This is a genomic window from Streptomyces tanashiensis (assembly GCF_014648895.1).
In the GTDB taxonomy this organism is placed as follows: Bacteria; Actinomycetota; Actinomycetes; order Streptomycetales; family Streptomycetaceae; genus Streptomyces; species Streptomyces tanashiensis.
Genome location: NZ_BMRZ01000004.1, coordinates 285597 through 304906, shown reverse-complemented (window position 1 = coordinate 304906; position 19310 = coordinate 285597). Strand labels below are relative to the sequence as shown.

At 73.0% G+C, this 19310-nt stretch carries 20 protein-coding genes; 15 read left to right on the top strand and 5 right to left on the bottom strand.

All coding sequences use genetic code 11. The annotated features are described in order from the left end of the window. Nucleotides 1-68: 68 nt before the first annotated feature. The gene (locus IE237_RS17095) at nucleotides 69-365 is read left to right on the top strand and encodes a hypothetical protein (RefSeq protein WP_189802819.1); all 297 of its coding nucleotides are present in this window, start codon (nucleotides 69-71) and stop codon (nucleotides 363-365) included. 3 nt (nucleotides 366-368) lie between these two features. Here the strand turns inward: IE237_RS17095 and IE237_RS17090 are convergent, their stop codons facing one another. The 4 genes from IE237_RS17090 to IE237_RS17080 all read right to left on the bottom strand — a co-directional run bounded on the left by IE237_RS17090 (nucleotide 369) and on the right by IE237_RS17080 (nucleotide 4217). Continuing rightward, on the bottom strand, nucleotides 369-716 hold the full coding sequence (locus IE237_RS17090; protein WP_189802818.1) for a DUF190 domain-containing protein: 348 nt from the start codon (nucleotides 714-716) through the stop codon (nucleotides 369-371). A gap of 127 nt (nucleotides 717-843) precedes the next feature. Then, nucleotides 844-969 (bottom strand): hypothetical protein, encoded by a 126-nt coding sequence (locus IE237_RS41350; protein WP_255325155.1) that lies wholly within the window; start codon nucleotides 967-969, stop codon nucleotides 844-846. A 67-nt stretch (nucleotides 970-1036) separates the two neighbouring features. Continuing rightward, nucleotides 1037-3895: a class IV lanthionine synthetase LanL gene (gene lanL, locus IE237_RS17085; protein ID WP_189802817.1), complete on the bottom strand. Its 2859-nt coding sequence runs from the start codon at nucleotides 3893-3895 to the stop codon at nucleotides 1037-1039. A 163-nt stretch (nucleotides 3896-4058) separates the two neighbouring features. Then, a complete protein-coding gene (locus IE237_RS17080) occupies nucleotides 4059-4217 on the bottom strand; it encodes a hypothetical protein (RefSeq protein WP_189802816.1) in 159 nt (52 codons plus the stop codon). Nucleotides 4218-4436: 219 nt separating this feature from the next. Here IE237_RS17080 and IE237_RS17075 point away from each other — a divergent pair, with 219 nt between their 5' ends. The 10 genes from IE237_RS17075 to IE237_RS17030 all read left to right on the top strand — a co-directional run bounded on the left by IE237_RS17075 (nucleotide 4437) and on the right by IE237_RS17030 (nucleotide 14783). Next, nucleotides 4437-5480 carry a hypothetical protein gene (locus tag IE237_RS17075; RefSeq protein ID WP_189802815.1) on the top strand — a complete coding sequence of 348 codons (1044 nt, stop codon included), beginning with the start codon at nucleotides 4437-4439 and terminating at the stop codon, nucleotides 5478-5480. A 45-nt stretch (nucleotides 5481-5525) separates the two neighbouring features. Next, nucleotides 5526-7406, top strand: coding sequence for a serine/threonine-protein kinase (locus IE237_RS17070; RefSeq protein WP_189802814.1), 1881 nt, complete (start codon nucleotides 5526-5528; stop codon nucleotides 7404-7406). 133 nt (nucleotides 7407-7539) lie between these two features. Further along, nucleotides 7540-9126, top strand: coding sequence for a sensor histidine kinase (locus IE237_RS17065; protein ID WP_189802813.1), 1587 nt, complete (start codon nucleotides 7540-7542; stop codon nucleotides 9124-9126). Continuing rightward, nucleotides 9123-9524 (top strand): roadblock/LC7 domain-containing protein, encoded by a 402-nt coding sequence (locus tag IE237_RS17060; RefSeq protein WP_030212242.1) that lies wholly within the window; start codon nucleotides 9123-9125, stop codon nucleotides 9522-9524. Before IE237_RS17065 ends, IE237_RS17060 begins: the two co-directional genes overlap by 4 nt. Further along, the gene (locus IE237_RS17055; protein WP_189802812.1) at nucleotides 9521-9874 is read left to right on the top strand and encodes a DUF742 domain-containing protein; all 354 of its coding nucleotides are present in this window, start codon (nucleotides 9521-9523) and stop codon (nucleotides 9872-9874) included. The genes IE237_RS17060 and IE237_RS17055 overlap by 4 nt, the downstream gene beginning before the upstream one ends. After that, nucleotides 9855-10484: a GTP-binding protein gene (locus IE237_RS17050; RefSeq protein ID WP_189802811.1), complete on the top strand. Its 630-nt coding sequence runs from the start codon at nucleotides 9855-9857 to the stop codon at nucleotides 10482-10484. The genes IE237_RS17055 and IE237_RS17050 overlap by 20 nt, the downstream gene beginning before the upstream one ends. Beyond that, nucleotides 10481-11710 (top strand): cytochrome P450, encoded by a 1230-nt coding sequence (locus tag IE237_RS17045; protein WP_189802810.1) that lies wholly within the window; start codon nucleotides 10481-10483, stop codon nucleotides 11708-11710. The genes IE237_RS17050 and IE237_RS17045 overlap by 4 nt, the downstream gene beginning before the upstream one ends. Continuing rightward, entirely contained in the window at nucleotides 11707-12951 is a 1245-nt protein-coding gene (locus IE237_RS17040; protein ID WP_189802809.1) for a cytochrome P450 family protein, read from the top strand. The genes IE237_RS17045 and IE237_RS17040 overlap by 4 nt, the downstream gene beginning before the upstream one ends. A gap of 270 nt (nucleotides 12952-13221) precedes the next feature. Next, nucleotides 13222-14310 carry a tryptophan--tRNA ligase gene (trpS, locus tag IE237_RS17035; RefSeq protein WP_189802808.1) on the top strand — a complete coding sequence of 363 codons (1089 nt, stop codon included), beginning with the start codon at nucleotides 13222-13224 and terminating at the stop codon, nucleotides 14308-14310. A gap of 35 nt (nucleotides 14311-14345) precedes the next feature. After that, nucleotides 14346-14783 carry an Lrp/AsnC family transcriptional regulator gene (locus tag IE237_RS17030; RefSeq protein WP_189802982.1) on the top strand — a complete coding sequence of 146 codons (438 nt, stop codon included), beginning with the start codon at nucleotides 14346-14348 and terminating at the stop codon, nucleotides 14781-14783. A 16-nt stretch (nucleotides 14784-14799) separates the two neighbouring features. On the opposite strand, the gene IE237_RS17025 is transcribed toward IE237_RS17030, so the two are convergent. Beyond that, the gene (locus IE237_RS17025; protein WP_189802807.1) at nucleotides 14800-15252 is read right to left on the bottom strand and encodes an SRPBCC family protein; all 453 of its coding nucleotides are present in this window, start codon (nucleotides 15250-15252) and stop codon (nucleotides 14800-14802) included. A gap of 314 nt (nucleotides 15253-15566) precedes the next feature. On the opposite strand from IE237_RS17025, the gene IE237_RS17020 reads away from it, so the two are divergent. The 4 genes from IE237_RS17020 (at nucleotide 15567) to IE237_RS17005 (ending at nucleotide 19307) form a co-directional block, all read left to right on the top strand. Continuing rightward, on the top strand, nucleotides 15567-16655 hold the full coding sequence (locus IE237_RS17020; protein ID WP_189802806.1) for a substrate-binding domain-containing protein: 1089 nt from the start codon (nucleotides 15567-15569) through the stop codon (nucleotides 16653-16655). Between the two features lie 81 nt (nucleotides 16656-16736). Beyond that, on the top strand, nucleotides 16737-17501 hold the full coding sequence (locus tag IE237_RS17015; protein ID WP_189802805.1) for an ATP-binding cassette domain-containing protein: 765 nt from the start codon (nucleotides 16737-16739) through the stop codon (nucleotides 17499-17501). Further along, nucleotides 17498-18775 carry a sugar ABC transporter permease gene (locus IE237_RS17010; protein ID WP_189802804.1) on the top strand — a complete coding sequence of 426 codons (1278 nt, stop codon included), beginning with the start codon at nucleotides 17498-17500 and terminating at the stop codon, nucleotides 18773-18775. Before IE237_RS17015 ends, IE237_RS17010 begins: the two co-directional genes overlap by 4 nt. A gap of 28 nt (nucleotides 18776-18803) precedes the next feature. Then, nucleotides 18804-19307: a DUF6328 family protein gene (locus tag IE237_RS17005; protein WP_189802803.1), complete on the top strand. Its 504-nt coding sequence runs from the start codon at nucleotides 18804-18806 to the stop codon at nucleotides 19305-19307. Nucleotides 19308-19310 lie beyond the last annotated feature (3 nt).

Genomic DNA, 19310 nt, shown 5'->3' with positions numbered 1-19310 from the left:
GGAACTGAGCGCGTCCGGGTCCCGGGCGCCCCGAACGGAGCGCCCGCCCGGCCGGGAAAGGCCGCGTCATGCGCATGCTGCTGAAGGTTCAGATGGACACCCCGGCCTCCAACGAGGCCATCAAGCAGGGCAAACTGCTGGAGCTCATGGAGAGCTCTCTCAAGGAACTCCACACCGAGGCCGCGTACTTCACCGTCGAGGACGGCTGTCGGACCGCGTACCTGTTCTTCGACCTGACCGACCCGTCCCAGCTGCCGAAGATCTCGGAGCCGTTCTTCATGAACATCGGGGCCAGGATCCACTACTCGCCGGTCATGAACCCGGACGACCTGCGCAAGGGCCTCGCGGCGATCATGCCCTCCTGAGCCTCACGCGGGCTTCCGACGCCCGACATGACGGACGACCTCGCAGGCGTCCAGGACCACCAGGCCCTCGTCGACCAGTTCGTCGAGCTGCGGCAGGAAGGCCCGGATCTTCTCCTCGGTGTCGACGACGACCACGGCCACGGGGAGGTCCTCGCTCAGCGAGAGCAGCCGCTGCGTGTGGATCAGCGAGGAGGCGCCGAACCCCTCGATGCCGCGGAAGACGCTCGCGCCCGCGAGCCCGGCCTCGCGCGCCCGGCCGACGATCTCGGTGTACAGCGGCTTGTGGTGCCACAGATCGGATTCGCCCACGAAGACCGTCACCCGCAGGGCCCTGCCCGTCAGCCTGGTCATCGCCGCCTCCCTGCCGTACGGGGCGCCCCTCGCGGCCGCGAGGCGGGCCCGCACTTCGAGTCTACGGTCGTGCGCCACGCGGAGGGGGCCGGCCGGGACGCCGGCCCCATCCGTGAGCGGCCCTGGGTCAGCAGCCGCTCGTGAGCCAGCGGCAGGCGGTGATCAGCGCGGCGGCGTGCTCCTCGCCACGGGCGTCCTCCGTGCGGACCTCCTCGGGCAGGACCTGCAGGGCGTCGATGTCGTACTCCGTCATGACGGTCTCCATCTCTCGTTCTTCGGATACTTCGGTGGAACGCCGACGGCCTGCGGCCGCCGGACACTCAGGGGTGGGACGGGCCGTCCTCCGGCAGCCAGGCGCGCGGGCCTCCGGACCGCAGGCGCAGCAGCAGGGAGAGGCTCCCGGCGAGGCCCGTGGCGTACTCGGCGAGGACGGTCCTGCGGTTCTCGTCGGGCACCAGGAGCCGCCCGTCGCGCAGCACGGCCTGCGCGGCCAGGTGCTCGACGAGGAGCTCGGCGGCGGCGCGATGGCTGTCGTCGCCCGTCCGCACGGCGGCGTCGAGGAGGAACTCGGCGTTGCCCGCGAGCCCGTGACAGGTGGCCGGCGAGTCGGTCACCCTGCCCGCCCGCACCGCGCGGGCCGCGCCGTCCACCAGGTCGCGTACGCGCGTGTCGGAGGCGCCGGTCGCCGCCCAGAGCCGCACCAGGAAGGTGCCGACGCCGGAGGAGCCGCTGCACCAGTGCCGGGCGAGCTCCGGGGAGTCGGAGAGGTGCCGGGCCCGGTCGACGGGCCAGAGCGCACCCGCCGGTCCGCTGCGCGCCGCGGCCGTGAGCGTGGCCCCCGCCTCGGTGGCCGCGCCGAGGAACCGTGCGTCCCCGGTGGCCTCCGCCGCCAGCAGGAGGAACGTGCCGACCCCGGCCACGCCGTGCGCGAAGCCGTAGTGCCAGGCTCCGGCGAGCGCCGACCCGAAGTCCTCCGGCACGGGCCAGAAAACCCCTTCAGGGGTGCGCCGCGCCGCGTCGAGCAGTCCGTCGGCGGCCTCGGCGGCGCGGTCCAGGAACCGCGCGTCGCCGGTGGTGCGCCAGAAGTGCAGCTGCGTCAGGCCGGAGCCGGCGACCCCGTGGCAGACATCGGGGTTGGGCCCTCGGACGGGCAGGCGGAGGGCCAGGGCGACGGCCCGGTCCGCCAGGGCCGTGTCGTCCAGGGCTCGCGCGGCGTCCAGCAGGGCCCAGGCGGTGCCCGAGCGGCCGAAGTGCAGCCCCGGGAGGTCGCTGGGCAGCGCGTCCTGCCGCTCCGCCGTCCAGCGGGCCGCGGAGCGGAGGCCCGCGGTGAGCGCCTCGCGGGTCACGGGCGGCACGGAGCCGGTCGCCGGGAGGCCGGACCCGGCGTCCCCGTGGCCGAGGACCCGGGCGAGGAGGGCGACACCGCCGGCCGATCCGTGCTGGAGCGCCACCGGGTCGCAGGTCTCGCCGAACGAGTCGGAGACCCAGAGGCGTTCGGGATCGTGCGGTCGCATCGTGGCGAGCAGGTGGGCGACGCCGTCGTGCAGGAGACGCGCGCGCGTGGCCGCCGCGTCCGCGTCCTGCCCCGAGGGCGAGCCCACGGCCGCCTGCACCACGGTTTCCCGGCCCTGCCCCGGAGGCGAGGCCACGGCCGTCGGCACCGCGGATTCCCGGCCCTGCCCCGGAGGCAGGCCCGCGGCCGTTCCTGCCGGGCCTTCCCCGGGTTCTCCCGCGAGGAACTCCCGTGCCCTGTCCAGGGTCCAGCGGTCCTCGGGTGCGTCGCGGGCGAGCCCCAGGATCAGCGGCGAGAAGCGCCGTACGTGTGCGTGGTCGCGGGCCAGGAGGTCCACGAGGCCCGCGAGGCGCTGTTCGTCGGGCCGTGCCGTCTCCCGTGGGAGGTCCTCGGCGAAGACCGGATCGGCGCCGCTCAGGGCGTGCAGGACGGTGGCCCCGAGGGCGTACAGGTCGACGCCGGGCGGCAGGGCGGGGGCCACCTGGTCGACGGCGCGCAGTTCGGGGGCGGTGTAGCCGGGGGTGGCACCGAGCACCCACCGCTCCCCCTCCGGGGCCGCCATCTCCAGGTCGATGAGGACGAGCCGGCCGTCCGGGGTGACCATGACGTTGTTGGGGTTGAAGTCGTGCAGGGTGACGCCCAGTTCATGGGCGGTGGCGACGAGTTCGACGAGCTGCCGGACCAGGGAGCCGGCCGTGCGGTCGTCGGGGCAGCCGCCGCCGTCCCGGGCCAGGCGCTCGGCCGCGGTGCGCCGGAGCGTCGCTCCCGGGACCGATTCGGTGGCCAGGAACACGCTGCCCTGCTGTTCGAACACCTCGACGAGGCCCGGGACCCGGTCGGGGCGCGCGCGCCCGAAGCGCTCCAGCAGCGCGGCCTCGCGGCGCAGCAGGTCCCGGACGTCCAGGCCTTCGAGGCCGGCACCCACGTGGGGCCGCGCCTGCTTGACGACGACCTGCGCGCCGGTGCGGGTGTCCTCCGCCCGGAACACCCCGCCCTTGTTGGAGTGCTGGATCGCTCCCCGTACGAGGAAGCGGTCGCCGAGGAGGACGGGCCTGGCCGTGGCCGTGCTGCGGGCGGGCGCGGCGGGGCGGTCGGGGAAGGGGTCACCGGCCCAGGCCGGCGGGCTGAACCAGGCGTTGCGTTCGTCGGCGACCGGCCGGCCCTCGGGGTCGGTGAGGCGGGCGGCGAAGGCGCCGTCGGCGGTCAGTTCCCGGACGCCCTTGAACACGCCGTACCGGTAGAAGACCTGGCTGTCGGGGCGGTAGCGCCGGTCGGAGAGGACGGCGGGGCCCGGCAGTCCCCCGGTGGCCCGGTGGAGTTCCTCGGCGAGGCGGCGGAACCGCTCGTCGTCGGCCGGGTACACGGTGAGGAACTTGCCGCCTCCGCCGCGGGCGAAGCGCCCGGACACCAGCGCGGCGACGTTCGCCGGGCTCCCGGCGAACTTGAAGGCCGCGCGGTGGGCTACGAGGACCTCGGCGCACCGGGCGAGGACGAGGGGTGCCGAGAGCGGGGTGGCCGGGACGTGGAGCTTCCAGCCCTGGGCCCGTGCGACGGTCCCGCCGGGCACGACGTGGCACCAGAACGGGCCCGGTTCGACGCTCCAGTCCGCTCGCTCCGGTGCCCCGGCTTCCGGTGCCACCGCCTCCGGTGTGCTCCGGGCGATCACGGCACGCACGATGTCGGGCAACAGGGCCCGGTCCGCGCGGCTTTCGGCGCGCGAGCGCCGGGGGCCGGGGGCGGACGGGGAAGGGTTCCCGGTGGGTGACGACACGCTCTTCGTCCTCGCGTTTCGCAGGGGTGACGAGTGGGCGGGCGGCAGCGGGCCGTGCCTACTGCAAGGGCCGCTCGTAGTCGTCGCCCCAGCTCGTGTCCAGGAGGTCGGCCGCGACCGTCCGCGTCGTCTCCGGTGCGCCGTCCGCGGTGGCGACGGCCGCTCCGCCGGCGAGCAGGACGGTGAGGAGAAGCAGACAGCGGACGGCAGCGGACATGGTGCGGCTCCTGGTTCGGGAGGGGGAAGGGCGGGCGGGAAGCTCCGTGTCTGGCGGGTTCACGCCGTATGTCGGCCTGATGGGGTTTCCCTCGGCCGGACACCACCAGTCCATCCCGGCGAGCCCGCTTGGTCCAGCGCCATGACCTGGCAATACCCTGCATGGCACGGAAGTAGCAGGGCCGCATCACGGGGGATACAGGTGACTACTGGGGTGGATGTGGACGGAATACCTCGGCTCGACGCCGGGGCCGTCGCCGTCTTCGCGTACGCACTGGAGCACGGCGGCCTCCCGGACCGGACACCGGACGGGCTGCCGGCCCTCGGGCTCGGCCACGAGGAGGTGGAGACGGCCTGCCGCACCCTGCGGCGGCTCCGTCTGCTCCGCCCGGCGCCCGGCCGGCCCGGGGAGCTGATCCCGGTGAGCCCGGACGCCGCCGCGGCGGAGGTGGTCGGCCCGCTGGAGGCGGAGCTCGCGCGGGCCGCCGCGCACGCCCAGTCCCTCCGGGACGATCTGCACTCCCTGATGCCGCGCTTCCGGGCCGCCCGGCGCGAGCAGGGCCGCCGGGAGGGCTTCGACGTGCTGCCCGACATGGCGTCCGCCTCGGCGATGCTCACCGAGGAGTCGGCGCGCTGCCGGGAGGAGGTGTTCAGCATCCAGCCGGGCGGCGGGCGGGCGCCGCACCGCCTGGGGGACGCCGTCGAGCGGGACGTGGCGATGCTCGACCGGGGCGTGCGGATGCGCACGCTGTACCAGCACTCGGCGCGGTCCAGCCTCTCCACCCAGGGATACGTGGAGCGGCTCACCGAGGCCGGGGCCGAGTACCGCACCGCCGCCGAACTGCCCGACCGGGCCGTGGTCTTCGACCGGTCGGTGGCCTTCCTGCCCCGTCGTGCCGACGGGGGTGCGGGCGAGGGGGCGGTCCTCGTCCGGGACCCCGACGTGGTGGCGTACCTGTGCCGGGTCTTCGAGCAGCACTGGTCCGGGGCGGTCCCCTTCCGGGGCACCAGCGAGGCCGCGTACAAGGAGGTCGGCCCCAGTCTGCGGCGGGCGCTCGTGGGGCTGCTCGCGGAGGGCGCCAAGGACGAGGTGATCGCCCGGCGCATGGGGATGTCGCTGCGCACCTGCCGCCGTCACATCGCCGATCTGCTGGAGGAGTTGGGGGCGGAGAGCCGCTTCCAGGGCGGTGCGCTCGCGGAGCGCGCCGGGCTCACGGGCACGGAGGTCACGACGGACGCGGCCGGGGCCGCCGCCCGCCGGTAGGGTGCCGTCCGGCAAACAGTGTTCTGCGTGGGGAGACATGGGCTCATGGGCGGTCAGCAAGCGGACCGGGGCGGCTCCGAGGTGTTCAAGCCGCTGGCGGCGGACGACCCGACGACGGTCGCCGGATACCGGCTCGCCGCCCGGCTCGGCGCCGGCGGCATGGGCAAGGTGTATCTGTCGTACACGCCCGGCGGCCGGCCGGTGGCCATCAAGCTGATCCGTCCCGAGTTCGGCGAGGACGCGGAGTTCCGGCGCCGCTTCGCCCAGGAGGTGCGCTCCGCGCAGCGCGTCCAGGGCCTGTTCACCGCGCCCGTCATCGACGCGGACCCCGACGGCACGCAGCCGTGGCTGGCCACCGCGTACGTGCCGGGGCCCTCCCTCGCCGACGCGGTCGTGGCGCACGGCGCTCTGCCGGTGGAGACGGTGCTGCTGCTCGTCGCGGGCATGGCCGAGGCCCTGCACGTCATCCACGGCGCGGGCATCGTGCACCGCGACCTGAAGCCGTCCAACGTGCTGCTGGCCGCCGACGGTCCCCGCGTCATCGACTTCGGCATCGCCCACGCCGCCGACGCGACCTCCCTGACGGGCAGTGGGGTCACCATCGGGACGCCGTCGTTCATGGCGCCCGAGCAGGCGGCGGGGCAGCGGGTCACCGCGGCCACCGACGTGTTCGCGCTGGGGCAGGTCGCGGCGTACGCGGCGACGGGCGTCCCGGCCTTCGGCGAGGGGACCGGGCACGGCGTGCTGTACCGGATCGTGCACGAGGAGCCGGACCTGAGCGCCGTCCCGGAGCGGCTCACCGAGCTGGTCACCCGCTGCCTCGCGAAGGACCCCGAGGTCCGGCCGACGCTCTCCGAGATCATCGGGCTCTGCCAGGCCGCGAACGCGGCGACGGTGCTGCGTCGGCCCGAGGACTGGCTGCCGGGTGCGGTCTCCGCCGAGATCACGGCCCGGGCCGCGGCGCCCGCGCCCCCGCAGACGCCTCCGCCGCCGACGACCGCCCCGCCGGCCGCCCCGCCGGCCGCGCCTCCGGCGTACTCGCCGACGGTGCCGACCGCGCCGTCGACCCCGCCGCCTGGCTACGGACCCCCGCCGCACACGGCTCCCGCGGCTCCGCCGGCCGCCGGCGTCCCGTCCGGCCCGGTGGCTCCCCCGGCCGCCGCCGCTCCGGCACCCGCCTTCGCGTACGCGCCGACGCAGGGCCCCGGCGCTCCCGGTTACGCCCCGCCGCAGGGCCCGGGTGGTCCCGCGTACCCGCAGCGGCCCTGGCCCGGCCGGCCGGACCAGGCCGGGTACCGGCCGCAGCCGCCCCAGCAGCCGAAGAAGGGCGGCGGGCGCGGTCTGGTCGTCGCCGTGGCCGCCGTCCTCGCGTTCGCCGTCGCGGGCGGCGCGACCGCCTACGTCGTCCTGAAGGACAAGGACGGACCGACCTCGTCGAACGCCGGCGGGAAGGGTTCGGCGGGCACGCAGGGCAGCGGGGGCACGGGGACCGGGACCTCCACGCAGAAGCCCACGACGGCGCCGGCCCCGCAGGCCGCGACGTACAAGGACATCAACCTCACGGCCGGCTATCACCTGACCCTCGGCGACAACGACGTACGCCCGCAGGACGGCGAGGACAACAACTACGAACTCTCCTACGACACAGGCGGCTACCTCGACGCCGAGAGCAGCGGCGGCAATCTGGTCCTGCTCGACCCGGGCCAGGAGGGCTCCCTCGAAGCGTGCCGCGCGGAGACCCGGTTCACCCAGAACATCTATGTGAACAAGCTGTCGCCGGGCCGTCAGGTCTGTGTCACGACGGGTACGGGCCATCTCGGTCTGGTCACGGTCAAGGCCTTCTCCCCGGAGGACTCGCCGAGCACCTACCTGACCCTCGATCTGACGGTCTGGCGGAACGCGGCTCCTTCCTCGTCGTCGAGCTGATCAATTCGGCAACATATTCCGTGATCTGAATACCGATCCGATCAAGAGTGGTTCCACACCGATCAAGATCGGCTCTATAGTGCCGTCGTTACGACTCCCCACCCCCGCGTGCCTGTTCTCGAGAGTCTGGTTGATGTCGGCGCCGTCCACCCCCTTCCGCCCTGCCCTGCTCGCCTCGTTGCTGACAGCCGCCGCGGGTGGTGCGCTCGCCGTCGCGGCGACCGCCGCGGCGCCGGCCGAGATCCGTTCCGCACTCGGCTGGTTCGCCGGCGGCGGCGTGCTGCTCCTCGCGGCCGCCGCCTTCGCGGTCACCTGGTACGGGCGGACCTCGCGCTCGCTGAGCCGGCGGGTCGAGGCCCTCTCCGCCGAACTCGCCTCCCTGGAGGCCCGGGCCGCCCTGCACACGGCCGGAGCGGCGCGCGAGACGGCCGCGCTGAAGGAGCGGTACGAGGCGGAGGCCGCCGCCTCCGAGGCGGCCCACACGGCCCGGACCGAGGAGCTGGTCCGCGCCCACACGGCCCGGACCGCCGAGCTGACCCGGGCTCAGGCCGCCGAGGAGCGGCGGCTCGAAGGCCTGCTGCGCCGCGCCGAGTCCGCCCGGTCCGCCGCCATGGCCGCCGCCGCCAACGCGGCCGGCCGCATGCAGGCCCTCGCCACGAGCATGCTCGCCGACCTGCGCGAGATGGAGCACCGGCACGCCGACGAGGACGTGCTGACCGATCTGCTCCACCTCGACCACCGCACCGCCCAGGCCGGCCGGCTCGCCGACTCCGTCGCCGTGCTCACCGGCGCCCGCTCCGGCCGGCGCTGGGCCCGCCCCATCGTCATGGAGTCGATCCTCCGCGGCGCCATGGGCCGGATCGGCGGCTACCAGCGGGTGCGGCTGCACTCCAGCAGCGACGCGGCCGTCGCCGGGCACGCGGCCGAGGGTGTCATGCACGCCCTGGCCGAGCTCATGGACAACGCGGCGAACTTCTCGCCGCCCACCGCCGAGGTCCACGTCTACGTGGAGGAGGTCCCGGCCGGGGTCATCATCGCGGTCGAGGACAGCGGTCTGGTCATGAGCGACGTGCAGCTGCGCCGTGCCGAGGCCGCCGTCGGCTCGACCGCCCAGGACCTGGCCGGCCTCTCCGGCACCCGGCTCGGCCTGGCCGTCGTCGGCCGGCTGGCCCGCAAGCACGGTCTCACCGTGTCGTTCCGCCCCTCGGCGCGCGGCGGCACCGGCGCCCTGCTGATGCTGCCTCAGGAGCTCATCAGCCACGCGCCCGCCGAGTCCCCGGCCGCCCCCGCCCCCGTCCCGCCGTCCGCCCCGGACCGCGCTCCGGCGGCGCCGGCCCCCGCCGCGGCGCCGGTCCCCACCGCGGCCGACGAGCCCGAGACCACCCACGACAGCGCTGCCGAGAGCACCGGCGAGCACCCGGCGTTCGGCGAGAGCGGACTGCCGCGGCGCCGTCGCGGCCGGGCGATGGCCGCCGCCCACCCCGAAGGCCCCGAGGCGGCCCCGAAGCCGCGCGCGGCGAGCCCGCGCGGCGGCGCGGCGGCCGGGGCGGCCACCCGCTTCGGCACCTTCCGCCAGGCGGTCCGCGGCACCGGCGCCCCGGCGGCCGAGGCGCGGACGACGACCGACGACGAGCCTGCCGCCGAACCCCCCGCCGCCGCCGCCCCGAGCGACGGCACACCCACCACGAACGCACCGCACCCGGAAGGCACCCCGTCATGACCGGCACCACCACCGACGAGAAGCTCAGCTGGCTCCTGGAGGGCCTGCTGGAACGCACCCCGGGCACCCGCCACGCCCTGGTGCTCTCCCGGGACGGCCTCAAGCTCTGCCGTACCCCCGAGCTCTCCGTCGACCAGGCCGACCAGCTCGCCGCGATCGCCGCCGGCATCCAGAGCCTGTCGCACGGTGCCTCCGTGGAGTTCGGCGACGGCACGGGCGGCGTCCGCTCCGCGATGGCCGAGTTCTACGGCGGCATCCTGTTCATCGTGGAGGCGGGCGAGGGCGCTCACCTCGCCCTCGTCGCCGACGAGGACGCGGACGCCGGCCTGGTCGGCCACAACATGTCCGAGCTGGTCGAGCAGTTGGGCGAGCACCTGGTCGCGAGGCCCCGGGGATGAGCCGCGGCAGGCCGGGCCGGGACGACTCACCCGACCGGCTCTACACCCTGACCGGCGGCCGCAGCCGTGCCGGGTCCGACGCCTTCGACCTGGTCACGCTCGTGGTCTCCGAGAGCGATCCGGTCGCCGGCATGCAGTCCGAGCACGCCGCGATCCTGCGCATGTGCCGTTTCCCCACGGCCGTGGTGGAGGTGGCGGCGGGGCTCGGTCTGCCCGTGTCGATCACGCGGATCCTCCTCACCGACCTGCACGACACGGGCCGGATCAGCGCACGGCACCCCCGCGCCTCGTACCGCCTTCCCGATCACGACATCCTGGAGCAGGTGCTCGTTGGACTCCGTAACCTCTGAACAGCGCCAGACCCTGCACAGCACCGCCGACAACGGACTGAAGATCGTCGTCGTCGGCGGTTTCGGAGTCGGCAAGACCACCCTGGTCCGCTCGGTCAGCGAGATCCGTCCGCTGAACACCGAGGAGACCATGACGCAGGCCGGCGAGGACGTCGACGACACCGTCGGCGTCGCCGCCAAGACGGCCACCACCGTCGCCTTCGACTTCGGCCGGATCTCGCTGGACGCGCACAACGTCCTCTATCTGTTCGGGGCGCCCGGCCAGGAGCGGTTCTGGTTCCTGTGGGACCGGCTGTTCTCCGGGACGCTGGGCGCGGTCGTCCTCGTCGACACCCGGCGGCTCGCCGACTCCTGGTACGCGATCGACCGCCTGGAGCACCACGGCACGCCGTTCGTCGTCGCCTGCAACGACTTCGGCGGCCCCGCCCACACCCCCGCCCAGATCCGCGAGGCCCTCGACCTCGCCGACGAGGTGCCGCTGGTCCTCTGCGACGCGCGGTCCCGCGAGTCCAGCAAGCAGGTGCTGATCTCACTCGTGGAACACCTGCGGACCGTCGTCGCCGCGGCCCCGCGGCCGACCCCCCACCCGATCCCGGAGCCCACCCCGTGACCCTCCCCGAGCCCCAGCCGGTCCCGCTGAGCGGGCCCCGGTTCCAGACCGACCCCACCGAGCTGTACCGGCAGATACGACGCGAGCACGGAACCGTCGCCCCGGTCGTGCTCGACGGGGACATACCCGCCTGGCTGGTCCTCGGCTACCGCGAACTGCACCAGGTCACCAGCGACCCGGTCCTCTTCTCCCGCGACTCCGACCTGTGGAACCAGTGGGACGCCGTCCCGGCGGACTGGCCCCTGCTGCCCATGATCGGCCGCAAGCAGCCGTCCATCCTCTACACCGTCGGCGAGCGGCACCGCGAGCGGGCCGGGGTCGTCTCCGACGCCCTGGAGGCGATCGACCCCTTCGTCCTGCGGGAGCGGGCCGAGCGCTTCGCCGACGAGCTCATCGACGTACTGTGCGGCAAGGGCTCCTGCGACATCATCGCCGAGTACGCGATGCTGCTGCCGGTACGGGTCCTCGCCAGCTGCTACGGCTTCGCCGACGAGCAGGGTCCCGGCCTCGTCACCGCCATGAACGACATGATCAACGGTCAGGAGGGCGCGCTCGAGGGCCAGCGCCACCTGGCGGAGTCGATGTTCGCGCTGCTCGCCGCCAAGTCCGCGGATCCGGGCGACGACGTCGCCTCCCGGATGCTCGCCAACACCGCCGGGTTCACCGTCGAGGAGGTCGCCCAGGACCTCATGGTGATGATGGCCGCCGGCCACCAGCCGACCGCCGACTGGATCGGCAACTCGCTCCGTCTGATGCTCACCGACGACCGGTTCGCGGCCTCGCTCGCCGGCGGCCGGCACAGCGTCGGCGAGGCGATGAACGAGGTCCTGTGGGAGGACACCCCCACCCAGAACGTCGCCGGGCGGTGGGCCTCGCGCGACACCCACCTCGGCGGGCGCCGGATCGGCAGCGGCGACCTGCTGCTGCTCGGCCTGGCCGCCGCCAACTCCGACCCGCACGTGCGCACCGACTCCGGCGCGTTCACCGGCGGCAACAACGCCCACCTCTCCTTCGGTCACGGCGAGCACCGCTGCCCGTTCCCCGCCCAGGAGGTCGCCGAGACCATCGCCCGGACGGGGATCGAGGTGCTGCTCGACCGGCTGCCCGACGTGGATCTCGCGGTCGCCGAGGGCGCCCTCGCCCGCCGGCCCTCCCCCTGGCTGCGCGGCCTGACCGCGCTCCCCGTGACGTACACCCCGACCCCCGCCCTTGGAGCCCTCGGATGAGCTGCCCGTACGACCACACCGCCGCGTCCGGCACCGATGTGATCGAGCTGGACCCCTTCGTCGCCGACCTCGACGGGGAGAGCGCGCGGCTGCGCGCCGCCGGGCCACTGGCCCGTGTCGTCCTGCCCGGCGGGGTGGCCTGCTGGGCCGTCACCCGGCACGCGGAGGCGCGCAAGCTGCTCACCGACGCCCGTCTCGTGAAGGACATCGACGTCTGGGGTGCCTGGCAGCGCGGCGAGATACCCCTGGACTGGCCGCTGATCGGACTCGCCAACCCCGGCCGGTCGATGCTGACCGTCGACGGCGAGGAGCACCGGCGGCTGCGCACGCTGGTCGCCCAGGCGCTGACGGCGCGCCGGGTGGAGCGGCTGCGCGCGGGCATCGAGTCCCTCACCGAGGGGATGCTGGACCGGCTGGCCGAGCGCCCGTCCGGGGAGGTCGTGGACCTCAAGGCGGAGTTCGCGTACCCGCTGCCGATGAACGTGGTGGGCGAGCTGATGGGCGTCGACCCGGCCGACCACCCGCGGATGAAGGCGCTGTTCGACAAGTTCTTCTCGACGCAGACGCCGCCCGAGGAGGTGCCGCAGATGATGGCGGACCTGGGCACGCTGTTCGCGGGGATCGTGGCGGGCAAGACGGAGAAGCCCGGCGACGACCTCACGAGCGCGCTGATCGAGGCGTCGGAGGGCGGCGACCGGCTGACCACGGAGGAGATCACCAACACCCTCCAGCTGATGGTGGCGGCCGGGCACGAGACGACGATCAGCCTGATCGTGAACGCCGTGGTCGCCCTGGAGACCCACCCCGAGCAGCGGGCCCTGGTGCTCGGGGGCGAGGTGCCGTGGGAGAACGTGATCGAGGAGACCCTGCGCTGGTCGACGCCCACCTCGCACGTCCTGATCCGGTTCGCGACCGAGGACATCGAGGTCGGTGACCGGGTCCTGCCGAAGGGCGAGGCCCTGATCGTCTCGTTCGGCGCGATCGGGCGGGACGAGGAGCAGCACGGTCCGACGGCGGGCGAGTTCGACGTGACCCGGACGCCGAACCGGCACATCTCCTTCGGTCACGGTCCGCACGTCTGCCCGGGGGCGGCGCTCTCCCGCCTGGAGGCGTCGGTGGCGCTCCCCGCCCTGTACGAGCGCTTCCCGCGGCTCCGCCTGGCGGTCTCCCGCGAGGAGCTCCGCAACAAGCCGGTCGTCACCCAGAACGACCTGTTCGACCTCCCGGTCGTGCTGGCCTGACGGCTCCCGTTCGCCCAGCCGCCCGGCGGTTCGGCTCGGTGAGGTCGCGGCCGACCGCGAAGTCGAGGGCGCGGCGCCCCGTGGTCCCGGCCACGGGGCGCTATCCTTGTCCCATGCATCTGTCGTCGTGCCTCAGCTGGTGGCGCTCCTCCTAGGAGCGGCCACCTCTCACGCACGACCGGGCCGTTCGGACGAACGGCCCTTTCGCATTCCCTGGTTCATGGGTCCTGTCGTCCCGACGGCGCCACCGACCCACACCCAGGAGACGTCATGACCACCCTCGCTCCCGCCTCCCCGTCCACCGACGCGCTCGGGACGGCCGCCGCCCGGACGCGCGGCGCGGCCCTGGAGGAACGGATCCTCGAAGACCCGGGGCGCTTCCGCGTCCTGACCGGTGACCGGCCCACCGGGCGGCTCCACCTGGGGCACTACTTCGGCACCCTCCACAACCGGGTCCGGCTCCAGGACCTCGGGGTGGAGCTGTTCGTGATCATCGCGGACTACCAGGTCCTGACCGACCGCGACGTGGCGGACAGGCTCACCGAGCACGTCGAGGAGCTGGTCCTCGACCACCTCGCCGTCGGCGTGGACCCGGAGCGCAGCACGGTCTTCACGCACAGCGCCGTCCCCGCCCTGAACCAGCTGCTGCTGCCCTTCCTCAGCCTGGTGTCCGTGGCCGAGCTGAACCGCAACCCCACCGTCAAGGACGAGATCGCCCACTCCCGGCAGTCCGCCGTCAGCGGCCTGATGTTCACCTATCCCGTCCACCAGGCCGCCGACATCCTGTTCTGCAAGGCCGATCTCGTCCCCGTCGGCCAGGACCAGCTCCCGCACCTGGAGATCACCCGCACCGTCGCCCGCCGGTTCAACGACCGCTACGGCAGCGGCGGCACCGTCTTCCCCGAGCCCGAGGCCCTGCTGTCCGAGGCCCCGCTGCTGCTCGGCACGGACGGCACCAAGATGAGCAAGAGCCGCGGCAACGCCCTCACGCTGGCCGCCGACGCCGACGAGACCGCCCGGCTGATCAAGGGCGCGAAGACCGACTCCGAGCGTCACATCGCCTACGACCCGGCCGGCCGGCCCGAGGTGTCGTCGCTTCTCCTGCTCGCCGGCCTCTGTCAGGGCCGCACCCCCGAGGAGGTCGCCGCCGACATCGGCTCGGCGGGATCCGCCGCGCTGAAGCGGACCGTGACGGAGTCGGTCAACGAGTACCTGGCGCCGATCCGGTCCCGCCGGGCGGAGTACGCGCGGGACCGCTCGTACCTCCGCCGGATCCTGCGCGAGGGCAACGAGCGGGCCCGGGCGGTGGCCGACGCGACCCTCGCCGAGGTGCGGGCGGCGATGAACAGTCACTACTGACGTATGTTTCCGGCATGGGAATGACGGAGGGGACCGTGGACGCCATCGACCGGGCGCTGCTCGCAGAGCTCCAGCGGGACGCCACGCAGGCGTACACGGTACTGGGCAAGGCGGTCGGCCTCTCGGCGGGTGCGGCGCACGAGCGGGTGCGGAAGCTGCGGGAGCGCGGCATCATCCGCCGCACGACCGTGGACGTCGACCCGGCCGCCCTCGGACAGGACGTCCTCGCCTTCGTCATGGTCGACTCGTCCGCCTGGATCGGGGACTCGGCGGCGGCGTTCGCCGCGATCCCCGAGATCCAGGAGGCGCACGTCATCGCCGGCAGCGCCTCGGTGCTGCTGAAGGTGCGCACCGCGACCACGGTCCGACTCCAGGACGTGCTGCGCCGGTTGTACGCGATCGAGGGCGTGAGCGGCACGCAGGCGACGGTGTCCCTGGAGACCTTCTTCGAACGCCCGGTCTCCACGGACTGACCTCCGCCGTCCCGCGTCAGCCGGCCACGCCGCTCTCCAGGATGCCCTTGAGGGTCATCTCGTCCCTGGGCATCTCCTTCCGCACGTGCGGCCGGACGACGAGGGGGACGAGCGCCTTGCCGATGCCGTGGCCCTCGAAGTCGAGGGAGAGCGTCAGCCGGGAGCGCTCGCCGTCGTCGAGCGGCTCGATGGTGCCCCGGACATCACCGCGCACGGGGCCGTCGATGCCGTGCACGTGCCAGTGCCTCGGCGGCTCCAGCTCGATGACCTGCATGGTCGCGGTGAACTCCCGCTTGCCGAGCCTCCGTGTGACCGCGACCTTCGAGCCGACCGCGAAGGGGGCGTCGCCGATCCTGCGGACCGAGACCGCGCTCTCCTGCCACTCGGGCAGGTGCGCCGGGTCGGTCACGTAGGAGAAGACGTCCTCGGGCCGGCGGGAGATGTCGATGGTTTCCGTGATGGCAGGCATGTCGCCTTCTTCGTCCGCCGGGGACCTCGCCGGGCGCGGACACGCCGGCGGGGGCCCGTTGTCGCTTCGTACAAATCGTCCCACCTCGCGCGGCGCCCCGCCAGCCTCTCCCCGCGCCACACCCCCCTCACGGAGAGTGACTTCCTCGCGGAGTCGCCGCCGCACCCGGCACCGCCGCCGAGGAGGGCGGCGCCGGGGGCTCACCCGCTTGCCGGTCCCCAGGTTGCAGCTAATGTCGATATATAGGCCATATGTACATCCTCGTTCCCGCGCTCACGAGGTGAGGGACAGGGGGCGTACGAAAGGAGCCTCCGATGACCCGTACATTGCGGAGCGCGATCGCCCTGGCCGGAGCCGCGGCCCTCTCCCTGGGAGTGGCGGCGACGAGCGCGACGGCCCTGGGCGCGGGGAGCGAGAAGCAGGGGGACATCAAGATCGGTCTGCTGCTGCCGGAGAGCAAGACCACGCGGTACGAGAAGTTCGACCGGCCCTACATCGAGCAGAAGATCAAGGAACTGGCGCCCGACGCCCAGATCGACTACTACAACGCCGCCGAGAGCGCCACCACCCAGCAACAGCAGGTCAACACCGCTCTCGCCAAGGGCGACAAGGTCCTCATCCTCGATGCCGTGGACGCCAAGTCCATCCAGTCCTCCGTGCAGAAGGCCCATGACGCGGGCGTCAAGGTCGTCGCCTACGACCGGCTCGCACAGGGCCCCGTCGACGCCTACGTCTCGTACGACAACCACAAGGTGGGCGAACTGCAGGGCAAGGCGCTCCTCGACGCGCTCGGCGACAAGGCCGAGAGCGGCGAGATCGTGATGCACAACGGGTCGCCGACGGACCCGAACGCGGCCGAGTTCAAGGCCGGCGCCCACTCCGTCCTCGACGGCAAGGTGAAGATCGGCAAGGAGTACGACACTCCCAACTGGGACCCGAACAACGCCAACCAGCAGATGTCCGGAGCCATCAGCGCCCTGGGCAAGGACAAGATCGTCGGTGTCTACTCGGCCAACGACGGACTGGCCGCCGGCATCGCCACCGCCCTCAAGGCAGCCGGCATGAACGTGCCGCTGACGGGTCAGGACGCCCAACTCGACGCGATCCAGCGGATCCTGCTCGGCACGCAGACCATCACGGTGGAGAAGCCGTACAAGCCGGAGGCCGACATCGCCGCGACGATGGCCGTCGACCTGGCGGAGGGCAAGAAGCTGTCGTCCGACCTGATTCCCACCACCGTCACCAGCGGCAGCGACCACAAGGTCGCGGCCCAGCTGCTCGACCCGGTCGTGGTGAACAAGGACAACATCAAGGACACCGTCGTCAAGGACGGGCTCTACACGGTCCAGGAGATCTGCACCCCGACCTATGCGGCGGCCTGCAAGGACGCCGGTCTCGAATAACCGGCCCCGAGCAGCCCGTCCCGGACAGCCGCGGAGCGGTTCGCGCGAGCGGAGGAGGCGGTTCCTTTGCCGGAGCCAGCCGTGCTCACACTGCGGGGGATCTCCAAACGGTTCGGCGCGGTCCAGGCGTTGAAGGACTTCGATCTGGAGGTCCACGCCGGTGAGGTCGTCGCCCTCGTCGGCGACAACGGCGCCGGCAAGTCCACCGCCGTCAAGTCGATCGCCGGGGTGAACCCGCCCGACGAGGGCGTCATCGAATGGGAGGGCCGGGCGGTCAGCATCAACCGGCCGCACGACGCCCAGAACCTCGGCATCGCCACCGTCTACCAGGACCTCGCCCTCTGCGACAACCTCGACGTGGTCGGCAATCTCTTCCTCGGCCGCGAACTGCGCCGCCTCGGCGTCCTCGACGAGGTCCGGATGGAACAGCGCTCGCGCGAGCTGCTCAACACCCTCTCCATCAGGATCCCCAGCGTGCGGATCCCGGTCGCCTCCCTCTCCGGCGGCCAGCGCCAGACCGTCGCGATCGCCCGCTCCCTGATCGGCGACCCGAAGGTCGTCATCCTGGACGAGCCGACCGCGGCCCTGGGCGTGGAGCAGACCGCCGAGGTCCTCGACCTCGTCGAGCGGCTCCGCGAACACGGTCTCGGCACCATTCTGATCAGCCACAACATGGTGGACGTGATGGCGGTCGCCGACCGGATCGCCGTCATGCGCCTCGGCCGGAACAACGGCTTCTTCGACAAGCGCTCCACGACCACCGAGGAGATCATCTCGGCCATCACCGGGGCCACCGACAGCGCCGTCACGCGCCGCCAGGCCCGCAAGCGGGAGGAGGAGCGATGAGACGCGACCGCGCCCCCGGCGACTCCGCCGCCCAGGAACCGGCGCCCGACGCCGTACCGGCGGTCGACTCCCGGCTGCTCGTCCGCGAGGAGGGCATCCGGGGATACCTCGGGGAGTTCCGCCGCAAGCTGCGCAGCGGAGAGCTGGGTTCCCTGCCCGTCGTCGTCGCCGTGATCATCATCTGGACGGTGTTCGGCAGCCTCGACAGCACCTTCCTGTCGGCCCAGAACCTCTCCGACCTCAGTCAGCAGATCGTCGGCACCGGCATGATCGCCGTCGGGATCGTCTTCGTCCTGCTGCTCGGCGAGATCGACCTCTCCGTGGGTTCCGTCAGCGGCCTGTGCGCCGCCATCTTCGCCGTGCTCAACGTCCTGAACGGCATGAACCAATGGCTGGCGCTGCTCGTCGCCCTCGTGGGCGGAGCGGCCGTCGGGCTCATCCAGGGCTTCTTCTTCGCGAAGGTCGGCGTGCCGGCGTTCGTGGTCACCCTGGCGGGCAACCTCGCCTGGAACGGCCTGATGCTCCAGGTCCTGGGCACCAGCGGCACGGTCAACATCCCGAGCGAGAGCATCGTCTCCAAGCTCTACTCGACGATCTTCCACAGTCCGGCCGCGGCCTATGTGACCGCGGCCGTGGGGGTCGGGCTCTTCCTCGCGGCCTCGCTCCTGGACGCCCGGCGCCGCCGGACGGCCCGGGTGCCGTACCGTCCGGTCGCCGAGATCGTGCTCCGTACGGTCGTCATCGCCGCGATCGCGTTCGTCACGGCGTACATCCTCAACCAGTACCAGGGGCTCCCGCTCGCGCTCCTCATCTTCCTGATCGTGCTGGTGATCCTGGACTTCGTGCTGCGCCGTACGACGTACGGGCGGCGGATCTTCGCCGTCGGCGGCAACATCGAGGGCGCGCGCAGGGCGGGCATCAGCGTGCCGTTCGTCCGGATGTCCGTCTTCTCGATCTGCGGGTTCATGGCGGCGGTCGGCGGCATCTTCCTGGCCGGGCAGATCCAGTCCGCGAGCCAGACCTCCGGCGGCGGCAACCTGCTGATGAACGTCATCGCCGCCGCCGTCATCGGCGGTACGAGCCTGTTCGGCGGACGCGGCTCGGTCTGGTCCGCGCTGCTCGGCGCGCTGGTGATCGGGTCGATCCAGTCGGGCATGAACATCATGGGTGTCAGCAACGCCGTCCAGTTCATGATCACCGGATCGGTCCTGCTGGCCGCCGTGGTCGTCGACTCGCTGTCCCGCCGGAGCCAGAAGGCCGCGGGCCGCGCCTGATCCACCGGGCCGCGGAAGGGAGACGTCCATGGAGGCGGACCGGAAGCCGCGGAAGGAGCTGCGGCACGGCCGGAACGAGACCGAGGAGGAACGTGCCGACCGGCGCTGGACGGAGCTCATCCAGGAGATCCGCGTGGCGCAGACCGGCGTGCAGGTCCTCCTCGGCTTCCTCCTCACCGTGGCGTTCACCCCGCACTTCCAGACCCTCCACCAGACCGACAGGACGATCTACCTCGTCACGGTCGTCCTCGGATCGCTGGCGACGGGCGCGCTCATCGGTCCCGTCGCCTTCCACCGGATCGTGTCGGGCCGCCACATGAAACCCCGGGCGGTCGTCTGGGCCTCGCGCCTGACCCTGGTCGGTCTCGTGCTGCTCCTGGCGACCCTGACCTCTGCCCTATTCCTGGTGCTGCGGGTGGTCACGGACAACTCGTACGTGCCCTGGCTGGTCGCCGGCGTCCTCGCCTGGTACCTGGTGTGCTGGTTCGCCCTGCCCCTGTGGATCCGCCTCCGCTTCACCAGCGAGGACTGACGC